The sequence below is a fragment of the Pseudolysinimonas kribbensis genome, assembly GCF_030161895.1.
Lineage (GTDB): Bacteria > Actinomycetota > Actinomycetes > Actinomycetales > Microbacteriaceae > Pseudolysinimonas > Pseudolysinimonas kribbensis.
In genome coordinates this window covers 3,245,102-3,260,335 of the sequence record NZ_BSVB01000001.1, presented here as the reverse complement: position 1 = coordinate 3,260,335, position 15,234 = coordinate 3,245,102, and the positions used below count along the sequence as shown (strand labels likewise).

Here is a 15,234-nt window from a genome sequence, read left to right as displayed (position 1 = left end):
CCCCGGCCCGGCACCACTCCTACTGCAGGCAGAACTCGTTGCCCTCGGGATCCTGCAGCTGGAAGTACTGCTCGTGCGCCTCGCCCCAGCGCTGGTCGACGAGCCGCACGACGGTGGCGCCGAGCCCGACCAGCCGGTCCTTCTCGGCCTCCAGTTCGGCAAGGTCGCGATGCTGGCTCCCGAGGTTCACATCCAGGTGGATGCGGTTGCGACCCTCCTTGGGACCGGCCGCGTGATGGAAGTAGAGACGCGGCCCGCACCCCTCCGGATCCTCGACCATCGACCGCTTCTCGACGTCCTCGCGCGACAGGCCCCGCGTCGCCATGAACTCGGCGAAGCCGTCGAGGTCGGGCGGCGGGTAGCCGAAGACCCCGCCCAGAAGCGCGCGAGGCGATCCGGATCCTCCGCGTAGAAGGTGATGTTGCCCAGCTGCGCCATGATCAGAACCTAGGTTCCGCTCCGAGCGAAACGCAAGGTCGACTGCCGGACCTCCCGGGCGATCCCGTGCTTGACTGGAGGCCTCGACGGCACCCGAGCCCAAGGAGCAGGACATGAGCCAGATCACCGACACCATCGACGAACTCGACGTGCCCTCGCTCACCGCGCTCGATCGCTGCGACAGCTGCGGTGCCCAGGCCTACGTGCGCGTCGTGCTCGCCTCGGGCGAGCTCCTGTTCTGCGCGCACCACGCCGCGGAGTTCAAGGACAAGCTGCAGCCGTCCGCACTGGCCTGGCACGACGAGACCAGCCGCCTCCTCGAGGCCGACGCCTGAGCGGAACGCCGGCCGGAGCTACGCTCCGACGCGTTCGTGACGCCACCCGGCGTCGTCCTTCTCGTAACGGACCCGGATGTGGTCGCGCCCGGCGTCGCCCTGCCAGAACTCGTAGGCGGTCGGGTCGACCCTCCACAGAACCCAGTTCTCGGCGATGAGCCCCGGCTCGCGCGCGATGCGCTCCTCGGCCTCGGCGACGGCGTGCGCGCGCTCGGCCGGGTCGATGGGCTCGCCCTGACGTCCCGCCAGGACGAGCGCGCGCGAGTGCGGACTGCGGGCGAGGAAGTCGGCGGCCGCGTCGGCGGCGGACGCACGGTGGGCGACGCCCCGCATCCGGATCGCGCGGGCGCGTTCGCGCCAGTAGACGCTCACCGCGCATCGCGGCTCGAGCTCGAGCTGGCGGCTCTTCGCGGCCTCCGCGGTGGTGGCGATCTCGAGCTCGCCGCTCGCGGTCACATCCTTGAGCATGAGCACGCGGGCGTCGGCACCATCCGCGCCCATCGTCGCCAGCGTGATCGCGAGCGGTTCGAGCACGCCCGCATCCAGCGCGTCGTCGAGCCAGTCGAGCAGCAGGAGGCGCGGGTCGTCCGGAGCCGACGCGGGGTCGAACACCGGGGCGCTACCCGTGACCGAAGGCACGGCGCGGAGGCGCTCGCGGAGGGTGGGCATGCCTTCAGTATCGCGGTCGACCTCGATAGTCTTCGGCGCGTGATCGGCACTGCGGCCCTCATCCCCAACCCCGCCTTGCGTCCCCTGGAGGTGGTCGTCGGGCAGTGGCGCACCACGGGGACCCACCCGCTGATGCCCGGCACGACCTTCCGCGGACGCACGTCGTTCGCCTGGCTCGAGGGCGGCGCCTTCCTCGTGATGCGCACGGAGATGGAGCAGGCCGAAGTGCCCGACGCCGTCGCCGTGATCGGCAGCGACGACGCGGCCGGCACACTGACCATGAGCTATTTCGATGAGCGCGGGGTGTCGCGCCGCTACGAGGTCGAGTTCGCCGACGGCCGACTGTCGTGGTCGCGCGACGAGGCGGGATTCGCGCAGCGCCAGACGCTCGTCCTCTCCGAGGACCGCTCCCGGATGACGGGCACGGGACGGATGCGCCGCGGCGGCGAGTGAGAGGGCGACCTGTCGCTGGACTACGAGCGGGTCGGCTGACGACCGCCGCGCCCGCGGATAGGCTCAGCGGGTGCCGCAGCGCCTGACGTATCTCCTCGGTCGCGCCCGGCGGCTGAACCCCGCCAACCTGCTCGGCTTCGCCCGGGCCATCTCGCGCTCATCGCGCCGGCCGCGGCTGTTCGTGGTCATCGACATGCTGTGGTGCTCGGTCGTGTACGAGACGGCGTTCCAGGACTACTTCGACTGGGACTTCCACACGCTGACGCGGCGCGAGCGCCGCACCTACATGACGCACCCGAAGTCGAATCACCTCGTCGAGCGCTTCAACCGGCGCGAGTTCCGGCACACCTTCCGCGACAAGATCGAGTTCAACACCGCGTTCGCGCCCTATGTCGGCCGGGCGTGGCTCGACGTGCGGGAGTCGTCGGCGGACGAGCTGCGGACGTTCGCCGAGCGGCATGGCCGGATCATGGCGAAGGTGCCGGACAGCCTCTCCGGGCACGGCATCCGGTCGCATCGCGCCGACGAGATCGCCGACTGGCCCGCGTTCCGTGACGCCCTCATCGCCGGGCGGCAGTTCCTCGTCGAGGAGTTCATCGCCCAGCACCCGGCGATGGCGTCGCTGAATCCGTCGAGCGTCAACTCGCTGCGCATGATCACGTTCTGCGAGGACGGCCACACCACGCTGCTCGCCGCCGTGCTCAAGATCGGCAACGGCGGCGACGTCGACAACTTCTCGGCCAACGGGATGTACACGATGCTCGACGCCGACGGCGTCGCGCACTACCCGGCGTTCGACGCGGCCGGCGGCACGTTCGCGGTGCACCCCCTCAGCGGGACCTCGATCGTCGGCTTCCGGGTGCCGCTGTATGCGCAGGTGCGCGCGCTGCTCGATCAGGTGGCTCCCGTCGTGCCCGAGATGCCCTACATCGGCTGGGACGTCGCGATCGGCCCCGGGCACCCGATGCTCATCGAGGGCAACCCGAACTCCGGCGTCTACCAGCTGAAGCCGTCGCTGTCGGGCGTGCGCACGGGGCTGCTGCCCGTGTACCGGGCGGCGATGCACTTCTGAGCTCGTCGAGCCGCCGCCCGCGGCGCTACTCGACCCGCTCGAACGGGTGCCAGCGTCTCGGGTCGCGGAAGTCGGCCAGCCGCTGGTCGTAGGCGGCCAGGGCGAGGCGCTCGTGGGCGAGCACCGGCTCGGTGCCGGGATCGAGGATCCGGAGCAGGGCGCGCGTCAGGTGAGGGTTGTCGACGAGGATCGGCCCGAGCAGCGAGGTGCCGAAGAAGTTGTTGCGGCGCACGCCCTCGACCGCGGTCGCCCGGTTGCGGCCGATCCCCCGCTCGGCGGTGAGGAATCCGGGCAGCGACTCCGGCGCGGTCACCATCGAGAACTGCGACTTGTACCCGAGCACCGGATGCTCGGGACCGACCTCGGGAACGGTACCCATGACCTTGCCGCTGTACCGCCCGAACATCGCCAGTGTCGCCTCGAGCTCGAAGACGCCGACGCCGGGCTCGTCGTAGCCCATCTCGTCGTTGCGGATGCGGGCCCCCAGCACCTCGAGGGCGTTGTGCGTGAACAGGAAGACGGTGCCCGTCTCGATGAGCTCCACGATCCGGTCGCGGTGCGGGCGCAGGTGCGCGATCGCCTTGAGCTGGCCCTTCTCGGTGAGCGGACCGAGGTAGACGAGATCGACGGGGCCGGCGGCGAAGGCGGGCGGGTCGGTGAGTCCGGTGCGGATGACCCGCGCGTCCGGACGGCACTGCGCGAGGTAGTCGATGTTGGCGTTGTCGCCATGGAGGTTTGCGATCTCCGGGAAGAGCATCTCGACCGTGAGACTCACGCGGCCCCGCCCCTCAGCCGCTCGCGCAGGCGCGCCTGCACCGGGGTGCCGGTGATGACCGCGTTGTGCACGCTGTGCAGGTTGAACACCTGCGCCGCGCCCGCGAGGTCGATCGTGTCGGCCGTGGCGAGCTCCGACGCCACCGTGACGATGCGCTGCGCCGGCACGCCCGCGATCGCGAGCCGCAGCGCCTGGTCGTGGCGGCGGACTCCCCCACGACGATCTGCTGCACGTCGCTCGTCGCCAGGTAGTCGTAGTCGGCGTCGTAGGTCCACGCGGTGTTCTCGACGTCGGTGGTGCGCTCGCTCACCTCGTCGATGTTGAGCACGACGGCCTTGCGCCCGCTGAACGACGCCAGGTACTCGAACGCGCGCGAGCAGGCGACCCCGACGAGGCCCTTGGTGAGGAGGCGCACGAGCTCGACCCCGCCCACGGTCTCCTCCTGGAACCGCGTGGTCGGCGGCTGCAGCCGATCGAACGCGGAGACGAGGCGCTCGCGCGCGATCCCGAGCCGGTCGAGCACCGCGGCGACCGCGACCTCGTTGTAGACGTTGACGATGTTCGGGTTGATGAGCGTGGCCGGTCGCGCATCGCCGTCGAGATCGAGCACGACCCGGCGGTTCGGGCCGTCCACCTGCTGCGCGCGGTACGCGGCCGTCGGCGAGCGGAAGTCGCCGTTCGGGCAGTGCGCCCTGCCGATGTGGTTGAAGCGCCAGTAGTCCCAGACCAGCGGCGCATCGCACACCGGGCAGATCGCCGCGTCCACCGCCGCCCCGTGCGGGGTGTCGCCGTCGGTCGGCAGCCGGTCCACGGCGAAGTGGGTCCGCGGGTTCGCGTCCGACCCGATCGAGGAGGCGATGAGGTCGTCCGCGTTGAGCACGAGCGTCGTCGAGGCGGGCAGCGCCGACGAGATCACCCAGGCGATGTAGTCCGGGTGCGCGTTGCGCTTGATGGAGTCGCGCGTCAGGTTCGTGCAGACCAGGATGTCGGGCACGAGCCCCGGCAGGATCAGCTTCGCCGAGCGCTCGTCCATCTCCAGCACCGCGACGTCGGCCCGCGATCTCCCGGTCCAGGTGACCGCATCGATGAGCGTCATCGCGACGCCGGCCGCCAGGTTCGACCCCGACCGGTTCGATGCGACACGCATCCCCTCGCCCTGCAGCGCCTCGGCGAGCAGGTTGGAGACGGTCGTCTTGCCGTTCGTGCCGGTCACCACGACGACACGCGCCGGGTGACGGATCGCGCCGATGATCCCCGGATGCAGGCGTCGGGCGATCCGCCCGGGCACGTGCGTGCCGGCCCGGCCGGTCACCCGGAGCGCGAGCGCGGCCAGCTTCGCCGCCCAGATCGTGAGCAGCACCCGAGGACCGCCCCGCATGTAGGGGGACTCCTACTCGAGGTAGTCGCGCAGCGACTGCGACCGCGACGGGTGGCGCAGCTTCGCCATCGTCTTCGACTCGATCTGGCGGATGCGCTCGCGCGTCACACCGAAGGTGTCGCCGATCTGATCGAGCGTCTTCGGCATCCCGTCGCCCAAGCCGAACCGCATGCGGATCACGCCCGCCTCGCGCTCGCTGAGCGAGTCCAGGAGCGACTCCAGCTGCTTCTGCAGCATGGTGAAGCCGACCGCGTCGGCCGGCACGACCGCCTCGGTGTCCTCGATGAGGTCGCCGAACTCGCTGTCGCCGTCCTCGCCGAGCGGGGTGTGCAGCGAGATCGGCTCGCGGCCGTACTTCTGCACCTCGATGACCTTCTCGGGGGTCATGTCGAGCTCGCGGCTGAGCTCCTCGGGCGTGGGCTCGCGGCCCAGGTCCTGGAGCATCTGGCGCTGCACGCGGGCGAGCTTGTTGATGACCTCGACCATGTGCACCGGGATGCGGATGGTGCGCGCCTGGTCGGCCATCGCGCGGGTGATCGCCTGCCGGATCCACCAGGTGGCGTACGTCGAGAACTTGAAGCCCTTGGTGTAGTCGAACTTCTCGACCGCACGGATGAGGCCGAGGTTGCCCTCCTGGATGAGGTCCAGGAACTGCATGCCGCGACCCGTGTAGCGCTTGGCGAGCGAGACCACGAGGCGCAGGTTCGCGCCGAGCAGGTGGCTCTTGGCGCGCTGGCCGTCGCGAGCGACCCACGCGAGTTCGCGACCGAGCTGCGTGCGCTTCTCGGTGTCGCTCATGCCGCCGAGCTTCTCCTCCGCGAACAGGCCGGCCTCGATGCGCATCGCGAGCTCGACCTCCTCCGCGGCGTTCAGCAGCGCGACCTTGCCGATCTGCTTGAGGTAGTCCTTGACCGGGTCGGCGGTGGCGCCGGTGATCGTGGCCGAGTAGACGGGGACCTCGTCCTCGTCGTCCGTCATCGAGAGGCGCAGCGCACCCGACGGGAGCGGCGCATCGGCCTCGGTCTCCTCTTCCTCCGTCTCGTCGGCGTCGTCGCCGTCCGCGGCGTCGGGCGTCTTGTCGTCGGCGTCGGGCGCGGCCTCCGCGACGTCCGAGTCGGCAGCATCCGGGTCCGCGACGGCGTCCTCGGTGTCGAGCTCCTCGTCGTCGGTCGCCAGCTCGACGTCGGGCTCGAGCTCGTCGTCGGCGTCCTCATCGGACGCGGTCGCCTTCGAGGCCTTCGCGGCCGAGGCCTTCGTCGCGCCCTTCGGTGCGGCGCCCTTCGCCGCGGGCTTGCTCGCCGCCTTCGTGGCCGGCGCGGCCTTCGCGGCCGGCTTGGCCGCCGGCTTCGCAGCACTCTTCGCGGCGGGCGCCTTCGACGCCGCCGTCTTCGTCGCGGTCTTCGATGCCGCGGTCTTCGTGGGACGGTCCTCGTCGACCGTCTCGACCGACTTCACCGAGCTCCGGGTTGCCATGGTGACCCCTTCCGGCCCGCCGATCAGCACTCGGCGGGCATTACTAAGACCCATGTCAAGTCCCCCGCGCCGAATGCCAGACATCGACGCGAACACGGGAACCGACTGGGTCCTGAACAATCATTATCGCACAGTCGACGACGAGCCATCGCCCTCATCCGTGCCTTTCGGGCCGCGACGCCCCCGCGCACCCGTCGGAACAGTGCAACCCAGAACGGGGCGATGATTATTCCGTCCTCGAGGAACATCCGCGCCCGGGTCCTGCGGCGCGAGATCAGGAGCCCGACGAGGGCGACGAGCCCGATCGCGAAGGGCGCGAGGAACGCGATCCGGAACGCATCGTAGGAGTACAGCACGTCGATCGCCGCGCCCTTCCCGCCGCGGGCGTCGAGCAGCACGCCGACGAGGAACATGCCGACGAACGCTCCGATGAAGCCGCCCGAGTTCGCGATGCCGCTCGCCGACCCGCCCGCATGCGACGGGTTGAACGTGCGCGCGAAGTCGAGTCCCACCATCGAGCCCGGCCCGGCGACGCCGATGGCCAGGAACGCCGCCATGATGACGCCGAGCGGCGGCACGCCCGGCCACAGCACGAGGACCAGCAGAGCGCCGTAACTCAGGGCGCCCACGCCCAGCACCAGGTTGCTGCGGCGCCACGGGAACCGCGCCACGAGATACCCGATGGTCGGTCCGCCGATGATCGAGGCCGCCACGAAGAGCCCCATGGTGAGCGCCGCCGTGCCGATCGGCAGCCCGACCGCCACCGTCAGATACGGATATCCCCACAGCACGCTCAGCAGGTTCGGCAGCGACGCGAGCAGGGTGTGCGCCCAGAAGCCCAGCTGCGTGCCCGGCCGGCGAAGCGCGGAGGTCAGGATCACCAGCCGCCCGCCGGCCGGAATCGGCGTCGTGAGGGGAAGCGGCTCGCCCGCTCGCACGAACAAGGCGACGAGAGCGGTGGCCAGCACCGAGAGCGCGACCGAGGTCAGGAAGGCGAGCTGCCATCCGGACTCGCGCAGCAGGAGCGCGAACGGGAAGGCCGACACGACCTGCCCCAGCGATCCGAGCATCCCGACCCACTGCAGCAGCTGCGGCAGCAGGCGTGGCGTGAACCAGCCGGGCAGCAGCCGGATGACGCTGAGGAAGGTGAACGCGTCGCCGCACCCGACGAGCACCCGGCCCGCCCCCGCGAGCACCAGCACCGGCGAGAACGCCACCACGAGCTGCCCGAGCCCCATCAGGGCGGCACCGATCAGCAGGATGCGCCGGGAGCCGAACAGGTCGAGCAGTGCCCCCACCGGCACCTGCAGCAGCCCGTAGACCGCGACCTGCACGACGGCGACGGCCGAGAGGGCAGCGGCCGTGGCGTCGAAGCGCTCGGTCGCCGCGACTCCGGCGACGCCGAAGGTGCTGCGCTGCGTGACGGCGACGAGGTACGCGAGCACACCCACGCCGAACACCAGCCAGGCGCGGCGCGAGTTCACCCGTCCAGGCTAGGGCCGGGCCGGCATCCGGCGGCCCCGATCAGCGGTCGTCGTCGCGCCGGTTGGCGAGGAACTTCTCGAGCTCTGCGGCGATCGTCTCGGCGCTCGGCAGCTCCCCGCTCTCGTCGACGAGCGGCGAGGGCATCGGATTCTCCTCCATGTAGCTGTCGTGGCGCGCCTCGAGGGTGCCCACGAGCCGCTGGAGCTCCTGGTTGTTCTCGACCTGGTCGTCGACCTTCGCGATGAACTCGCGGTTCTCCTCGCGCAGCCGGTCGGTCGGGAAGATCAGGCCGGTGGCCGCGCTGATGCTCTCGAGCGCCGTGACGGCGGCCATCGGGTACTCGGTGTCGGAGAGGTAGTGGGGCACGAGCAGCACGAACCCGGCGGTCGGGTGACCGAGCTCCGAGAGCCGGTACTCCACCAGGTGCAGGGCGTTCGAGGGCAGCTGGGTCGACGGCTTCCAGATCGACAGCGCGTCGATCAGGTCGGTGCGGTTGCCGCTGACCGTGACGCCGATCGGGCGGGTGTGCGGCGTCGGCATCGGGATCGCGTTCACCCAGGTGGTGTCCTTCACCTGGTAACGCTGCACGAGCTGGATGATCGCCTGGCTGAACCGCTCCCACTGGAAGTCCGGCTCGAATCCGGTCAGCAGCAGGAACTGCTGGCCGAGCTCGTCCTTCGCCAGATACAGGGAGAGCTTGGCCGGCTTGTACTCGGTCAGGTGGTCCTGCACGAAGGTCATGATCGGACGGCGCGCGCGGTAGTCGAGCAGCTCGTCGGCGTCGAAGGTCACGATCTCGCGCACCTCGAGGTTCTCGAGCAGGTACTCGCTGAACTGGCCCACGGCCGCTCCCGCGTCGGAGAATCCGGTCAGGCCCGCGACGAGGTGCAGCCCGGTGGGCACGGTGGCGGCCTCGAACGTGAGGTCGTACAGTCCGCGCGGGTCGCTCATGCGTCGATTTTAGGTCGCCGGGCCCGCCGGTCGCCGGAGCCGGAGGGGCCGCCCGTCATGCCCAGAGCGAACACGGGGATAGCGTGATCGGCATGGCCGTTCCCGCACTCTCGCTCGTCTCCGCCTCCCCGCTCTCGGCCGACGCCGACGTCCTCGTGCTCGGGGTGCTCTCGGGTGACGACGGACCGCGCCTCGCGCGGGACGACGACGCGTTCGGCGCGATCTCCGCGGCACTCGCCTCGATCGGTACGACCGGAGCGCCCGACGAACTGCGCCGGCTTCCGGCCCTCATCGAGGGTGCGCCGCCGATCGCGCTCATCGGGCTCGGCGGCGACGCCACGGTGGATGCGCTGCGGGCCGCCGCCGGATCCGCCGTCCGGCAGCTCGCCGGCACCGCCAGGGTGGCCATCGCGCTGCCCGCGGACGACGCCGAGCGTGCGGCGGCGGTGCTCGAGGGCGCGGCGCTCGGGTCGTGGTCGTTCACCACGTACCGCTCCGCCGCCAAGGCGGCCTCCGCCAAGCGACCCGTCGCCGAGATCGTCGTGCACGCGGCGTCCGGGCTCGACGCCCCCGCTCTCGTCGAGCACGCCGCGGCGGTCGCGACGGCCGTCCACACGGTGCGCGATCTGGCATCCACCCCCGCCAACGACCTCTACCCGCAGGCGCTCGCCGAGCGCGCGCAGGAGCTCGCAGCGGGGCTCCCGGTCGAGGTCGAGGTGCTCGACGAGGCGGCGCTGCACGAGGGCGGCTTCGGCGGGATCCTCGGGGTCGGCTCGGGATCGGTGCGACCGCCGCGCCTGGTGGTCGTGCGCTACCGCCCTGCCGGCGCCGAGCGCCGCATCTCGCTCGTCGGCAAGGGCATCACGTACGACTCGGGCGGCATCACGCTCAAGCCGGCGACGGGGCTCGTCGGCATGAAATACGACATGACCGGGGCCGCGGTCGTGCTCGCCGCGACCCTCGCGATCGCACGGCTCGGCCTGCCGGTCGAGGTGACCGCGCGGCTCTGCGTCGCGGAGAACATGCCCTCCGGCAGCGCCATGCGGCCGAACGACGTGCTCACCATGTTCGGCGGCGGCACGGTCGAGGTGCTCAACACGGATGCCGAGGGCCGGCTCGTGCTCGCGGACGGCCTGGGTGCGTCGGCCGACGACGACCCCGACTTCATCCTCGATGTCGCGACCCTCACCGGCGCGGCGCGCGTCGCGATGGGCGAGCGGGTGACGCCGGTGATGGGCGACGACGAGATCGTCCAGCGGGTGCTCGACGCCGGTGCGGATGCGGCCGAGCCCGCGTGGGCCATGCCGATCCCGCCGGAGCTGCGCAGCATCCTGGACAGCGACGTCGCCGACATCGTGAACTCGCGCCCCGGCGTGACCACGGGCGGCATGCTCGTCGCCGCGACCTTCCTCCAGCACTTCGTGCCGACCCGCGGCGACGGCGCCGACGCCCGGCCGATCCCGTGGGCCCATCTCGACATCGCCGGCGTCGCCAACAACAGCGGCGGCCCGTACGGGTTCACGCCCAAGGGCCCGACCGGATCGACCGTGCGCACCCTCATCGCGCTCACGGAAAGCCTGAGCCGGAAGGGATAGGGTTGTTGGCGGCAGAAATCCTCTGTCGTTTCGTCCGCACCGCGACGCCACCCCCTTGCGCGGTGCTCACCTCGCTTCATGCACAGGGAGATGCCGGGTGTCCGAGCAGAACTTCGACCTTGTCGTGCTGGGCGCCGGAAGCGGGGGCTATGCCGCCGCGCTCCGGGCCGCCGAGCTGGGCCTCACCGTGGGCCTCATCGAGAAGGGCAAGGTGGGCGGCACGTGCCTCCACGTCGGGTGCATCCCGACGAAGGCGCTGCTGCACGCCGCCGAGATCGCCGATCATGCGCGGGATGCCGCCCGGTACGGCGTGCAGGCCACGCTCCAGGGCATCGACCTGGCCGGGGTCGCGCAGTACCGCGACAGCATCGTCTCGAGCAAGTGGAAGGGCCTGCAGGGGCTGATCAAGGCCCGCGGCATCACCACGATCGAGGGCGAGGGCGCCTGACCTCCCCGACGACCGTGCAGGTCGGCGACGTGACGGTCACGGGTAAGAACGTCATCCTGGCGACCGGGTCGTACTCGCGCTCGCTGCCCGGCCTCGACATCGGCGGCCGGATCATCACCTCCGAGCAGGCGCTGAACCTCGACACCGTGCCGAAGAAGGCGCTCGTGCTCGGCGGCGGCGTGATCGGCGTCGAGTTCTCGAGCGTCTGGCGTTCGTGGGGTGCGGACGTGCAGATCATCGAGGCGCTGCCGCACCTCGTGCCGAACGAGGACGAGTCGGTCAGCAAGCAGTTCGAGCGGGCGTTCCGCAAGCGCGGCATAGAGTTCAGCCTCGGGGTGCGCTTCCAGAGCGCGAGCCAGGACGAGAACGGCGTGCACGTCACGCTCGAGAACGGCGCCACCTTCGACGGCGACGTCCTGCTCGTCGCGGTCGGCCGTGGTCCGGTCACCGCGAACCTCGGCTACGAAGAGGTCGGCGTGAACATGGACCGCGGCTTCGTGCTCACTGACGAGCGGCTGCAGACCAACGTGCCCGGCGTCTACGCCGTCGGCGACATCGTCCCGGGCCTGCAGCTGGCCCACCGCGGATTCCTGCAGGGCATCTTCGTCGCCGAGGAGATCGCGGGCATGAACCCGATCCGCCTCGAGGAGTCGACGATCCCGCGCGTCACCTACTCCGACCCCGAGGTCGCATCGGTCGGCATCACCGAGGCCCGGGCCAAGGAGACCTACGGCGACGACCAGGTCGTGGCGTACGACTACAACCTGGCCGGCAACGGCAAGAGCCACATCCTCGAGACGTCCGGCTCGGTCAAGGTGGTGCGCGTCAAGGACGGGCCCGTCGTCGGCGTGCACATGATCGGCGCCCGCGTCGGCGAGCTCATCGGCGAGGCCCAGCTCGCGGTCGGCTGGGAGGCCTACCCCGAGGACATCGCCCCGTACATCCACGCGCACCCCACCCAGAACGAGGCGCTCGGTGAGGCGTTCCTGGCACTCGCCGGGAAGCCGCTCCACGCGATCTGAGGCCGGACTACCCTGAACAGCACCACGAATAAGGAGCATCACCGATGAGCGAATCCGTCAGCCTTCCTGCGCTCGGGGAGAGCGTCACGGAGGGCACGGTGACCCGCTGGCTCAAGAAGGTCGGCGACCGCGTGGAGGTCGACGAGCCGCTGCTCGAGGTCTCGACCGACAAGGTCGACACCGAGATCCCGTCGCCGGTCGCCGGGGTCATCGAGCAGATCCTCGTGCAGGAGGACGAGACCGTCGAGGTGGGCACGGCGCTCGTCACGATCGGCGACGGCTCCGGCGGTGAGGAGGCGGCTCCGCAGGCCGCCCCGCAGGCCGAGGCGGCACCGGCCGAGGCCGCGCAGCCCGCCGCGGCCCCCGAGGCTCCGGCGGCACCCGCCGAGCAGCCGGCCGCGCAGGCCCAGGAGACCGTCCCGGCCCCGCAGCCGACGCCGGCCGAGACGGCGACCCCGTCGACCGAGCAGCCCGTCGAGGCGGAGCAGCCCGCCACCGCGGCCCAGCAGGCGGAGACCACCCAGCCCGCCCCGGAACCCGCAGCCCAGCCGGCCGAGCCGGCTCAGCCCGCTCCCGAACCCGCAGCTGCTCCTGCCCCCGCGCCCGCCGGCACGTCGCCCGCGACGCCCGCCCCGGCCGCAGAGGCTCCCGCAGCGGCAGCTCCCGCTGCCGCGCCGGCTCCGGCTGCAGCGGCTCCGGCCGGCGCAGCTCCCGCGGCCGCGGCGCCCGCCGCTCCGGCGGTCGCTCCGAACGCCGGCTACGTCACCCCGATCGTGCGCAAGCTGGCGAACGAGAAGGGCATCGACCTCTCCGCCGTCTCCGGCACCGGCGTCGGCGGCCGCATCCGCAAGCAGGACGTGCTCGATGCCGCGACGGCTCCGTCAGCCCCGGCCGCTCCCGCCGAGGCTGACGCCGCGTCGCGCCAGCCGGCCGAGGTCTCCGCGCTGCGCGGCACGACCGTGCCGATGTCGCGCCTGCGCAAGGTCGTCGCCGAGCGGGCCGTCGTCTCGATGCAGACGCTCGCGCAGCTCACGACCGTCGTCGAGGTCGACGTGACGAAGGTCGCGGCACTGCGCGACCGCGTGAAGGGCGACTTCCAGGCGAAGACCGGCGTCAAGCTGAACTTCCTGCCGTTCTTCACGCTCGCCGCCGCGGAGGCCCTGCGCGCGTTCCCGATCGTCAACGCGACGGTCGACGGCGACAGCATCGTCTATCCGGATCACGAGAACATCAGCATCGCGGTCGACACCGAGCGCGGTCTGCTGACCCCGGTGATCCGGGATGCGGGCGAGCTCGACCTGGCCGGCATCGCGAAGCAGATCGCGGACCTCGCCGAGCGCACGCGCGGCAACCGCCTGAAGCCCGACGAGCTCGCCGGCGGCACCTTCACCGTGACCAACACGGGATCGCGCGGCGCGCTGTTCGACACCCCGATCGTCTTCCTGCCCCAGTCCGCGATCCTCGGCACGGGCATCGTCGCGAAGCGGCCGGTCGTGGTGAGCGAGGGCGGCACGGACGCGATCGCGATCCGCTCGATCGTCTACCTCGCGCTCTCGTACGACCACCGCATCGTCGACGGCGCGGACGCCGCCCGCTTCCTCGGCGCGGTCAAGGAGCGTCTCGAGGGCGCCGACTTCGAGGGCCAGCTCGGCATCTGATCCGTCTCACCGTCGACCGACGCCGTCATCCTCCGGGTGGCGGCGTCGGCGTCTGCGGGACTGCCGGCGTCACCGCCGGCGCCGGCAGGATGTCGCGTATCCGCCAGCCGTCCGCGCCGTCCACGAGCAGGATCGACGCTCCCCCGCCGAGCCCGACCAGCGCCGAGCCGCCCAGCCGCTCGGTGAGCCGTGCCGCCGCTTCCGCCGACGCGGGCAGCGGATCGGTGGCCAGCTCACCACCGTCCTGCGCCGCGCGGATGGCATCCCGGTCCGTCAGGGCGGCCGACGACCCGTCCTGGTCGACGTCGTCGAGGCACAGCACCGAGAGCTCCCGCCGACATCGCTCGCGCCCCCGGAGCAGCGCCGTCGCCGCGGCGACCGGGTCATCGCCCCGCACGGGATCGTCGCTCGCCGCCGGACGGGGCGAGGCGGATGCACGACCCGGGTGGGACCGCGTCGGCGACCCCGACGGAGCCACGGCACCCGCCGCGGCGCCGGGTGCGGGGCCGCTCGGGATCGCGACGACGGCGACGATCAACGCCAGCGCCCCCACCCCGGTCGCGAGCAGCAGCTTGCGGCGGGCGGCGGGCAGCCCCGACCACCGTCGCAGCGCCGCCGCTTTCACCTCGGCGGCGGGCGATCGGTCGAGCAGGGCTTCGACGCGCCCCGTCCACCCGGGGCGCGGTGCGCCGTCATCCGGCGCCACGGGCGCGGAGACCGGCACGAGGCGCCCGCCCGATCCGCCGAGCGGCGGTGACGGGTCGGCGAATCGCACGGGCAGGGCCGCGGCGACGTCGAAGAGCTCCGACGCAAGGACACCGGTGAGCGCGGCATCCGGCGTGCTCGCCAGCCGCGCGAGCAGGCGCCGTGCTGCCGCACGGCGGTCGCCGCCGACGCGGCCCAGCACGGTCGCCGCGAGGGCGCGGAGCCCGGTCCGATCGCTCGCGACGCCGGCGATCCCCTCGAGCCCGACCTCCGGAAGGTCCGCGTCGAAGGCGGACGCCGCGCCGAACCCGATGAGCACGGGCGCACCGTCGACGTCGAAGAGCACGGACCCGGCGTCGAGCGCCCCGTGCGCCACGCCCCGGGCGTGCAGCCGGCCGACGGTCGCACCGAGCGGGGCGAGGATCGTGACGGCCTCACCGCCCTCCAGCTCGGTGCGGTCCGCGAGCAGCCGTGCGAGGTCCGGGCCGGGCAGCCGCGGCAGCACCAGCGCGAGCCGGTCGTCGTCCGCGCAGGCGTCGAGCAGCGCCACGACGTGATCGCCCATGCCCCGATCGAGCGCCGCCGCCTCGCGGAGCGCCGCCGGGTCGTCGGCCGGTGTCACCTTCAGCACGACGCCGTCGGCTCCTTCGCCGTCGTAAGCGAGCAGCACCGTGCTGCGCGCCCCGACCGCGAGCCGTCGCAGCACGCGGTACCCGCCGATCTCCTGCCCATCGTCCACCCGACCAGCCTGATCCGCCGTCGATGCGCCCGATCCGA

The 15,234-nt window shown here is 71.9% G+C and carries 13 protein-coding genes and 1 pseudogene; 6 read left to right on the top strand and 8 right to left on the bottom strand.

Annotation, left to right across the window (positions count from 1 at the left end):
* Positions 1-19: 19 nt before the first annotated feature.
* Positions 20-325: a VOC family protein gene (locus QQK35_RS17910; protein WP_284255364.1), complete on the bottom strand. Its 306-nt coding sequence runs from the start codon at positions 323-325 to the stop codon at positions 20-22.
* Positions 326-551: 226 nt separating this feature from the next.
* Here QQK35_RS17910 and QQK35_RS17905 point away from each other — a divergent pair, with 226 nt between their 5' ends.
* Complete coding sequence (locus tag QQK35_RS17905; RefSeq protein WP_284255363.1) at positions 552-773, top strand: DUF7455 domain-containing protein; 222 nt, start codon at positions 552-554, stop codon at positions 771-773.
* 18 nt (positions 774-791) lie between these two features.
* On the opposite strand, the gene QQK35_RS17900 is transcribed toward QQK35_RS17905, so the two are convergent.
* Entirely contained in the window at positions 792-1,442 is a 651-nt protein-coding gene (locus QQK35_RS17900; protein ID WP_284255362.1) for a pyridoxine 5'-phosphate oxidase C-terminal domain-containing protein, read from the bottom strand.
* 39 nt (positions 1,443-1,481) lie between these two features.
* Here QQK35_RS17900 and QQK35_RS17895 point away from each other — a divergent pair, with 39 nt between their 5' ends.
* Positions 1,482-1,895 carry a hypothetical protein gene (locus tag QQK35_RS17895; protein ID WP_284255361.1) on the top strand — a complete coding sequence of 138 codons (414 nt, stop codon included), beginning with the start codon at positions 1,482-1,484 and terminating at the stop codon, positions 1,893-1,895.
* Positions 1,896-1,965: 70 nt separating this feature from the next.
* Positions 1,966-2,967, top strand: coding sequence for a sugar-transfer associated ATP-grasp domain-containing protein (locus QQK35_RS17890; RefSeq protein ID WP_284255360.1), 1,002 nt, complete (start codon positions 1,966-1,968; stop codon positions 2,965-2,967).
* A gap of 25 nt (positions 2,968-2,992) precedes the next feature.
* Here QQK35_RS17890 and QQK35_RS17885 read toward each other — a convergent pair whose 3' ends face one another.
* From QQK35_RS17885 to QQK35_RS17865, 5 genes are read right to left on the bottom strand one after another with little or no spacing between them, the layout of a single operon-like run.
* Positions 2,993-3,742, bottom strand: a complete 750-nt coding sequence (locus tag QQK35_RS17885; RefSeq protein WP_284255359.1) for a hypothetical protein — start codon at positions 3,740-3,742, stop codon at positions 2,993-2,995.
* A 13-nt stretch (positions 3,743-3,755) separates the two neighbouring features.
* On the bottom strand, positions 3,756-5,120 hold the full coding sequence (locus QQK35_RS17880) for a Mur ligase family protein (RefSeq protein WP_284255358.1): 1,365 nt from the start codon (positions 5,118-5,120) through the stop codon (positions 3,756-3,758).
* 12 nt (positions 5,121-5,132) lie between these two features.
* A complete protein-coding gene (locus QQK35_RS17875) occupies positions 5,133-6,593 on the bottom strand; it encodes an RNA polymerase sigma factor (RefSeq protein WP_284255357.1) in 1,461 nt (486 codons plus the stop codon).
* Between the two features lie 23 nt (positions 6,594-6,616).
* The gene (locus tag QQK35_RS17870; RefSeq protein ID WP_284255356.1) at positions 6,617-8,077 is read right to left on the bottom strand and encodes an MFS transporter; all 1,461 of its coding nucleotides are present in this window, start codon (positions 8,075-8,077) and stop codon (positions 6,617-6,619) included.
* 40 nt (positions 8,078-8,117) lie between these two features.
* On the bottom strand, positions 8,118-9,029 hold the full coding sequence (locus QQK35_RS17865; protein WP_284255355.1) for a proteasome assembly chaperone family protein: 912 nt from the start codon (positions 9,027-9,029) through the stop codon (positions 8,118-8,120).
* Positions 9,030-9,121: 92 nt separating this feature from the next.
* On the opposite strand from QQK35_RS17865, the gene QQK35_RS17860 reads away from it, so the two are divergent.
* The 3 genes and pseudogenes from QQK35_RS17860 to sucB all read left to right on the top strand — a co-directional run bounded on the left by QQK35_RS17860 (position 9,122) and on the right by sucB (position 13,752).
* Positions 9,122-10,624: a leucyl aminopeptidase gene (locus tag QQK35_RS17860; RefSeq protein WP_284255354.1), complete on the top strand. Its 1,503-nt coding sequence runs from the start codon at positions 9,122-9,124 to the stop codon at positions 10,622-10,624.
* Positions 10,625-10,721: 97 nt separating this feature from the next.
* A pseudogene (lpdA, locus tag QQK35_RS17855) lies at positions 10,722-12,094 on the top strand (dihydrolipoyl dehydrogenase).
* Positions 12,095-12,138: 44 nt separating this feature from the next.
* A complete protein-coding gene (sucB, locus tag QQK35_RS17850) occupies positions 12,139-13,752 on the top strand; it encodes a 2-oxoglutarate dehydrogenase, E2 component, dihydrolipoamide succinyltransferase (RefSeq protein WP_284255353.1) in 1,614 nt (537 codons plus the stop codon).
* Positions 13,753-13,777: 25 nt separating this feature from the next.
* Here the strand turns inward: sucB and QQK35_RS17845 are convergent, their stop codons facing one another.
* Complete coding sequence (locus QQK35_RS17845) at positions 13,778-15,196, bottom strand: protein kinase domain-containing protein (protein WP_284255352.1); 1,419 nt, start codon at positions 15,194-15,196, stop codon at positions 13,778-13,780.
* Positions 15,197-15,234 lie beyond the last annotated feature (38 nt).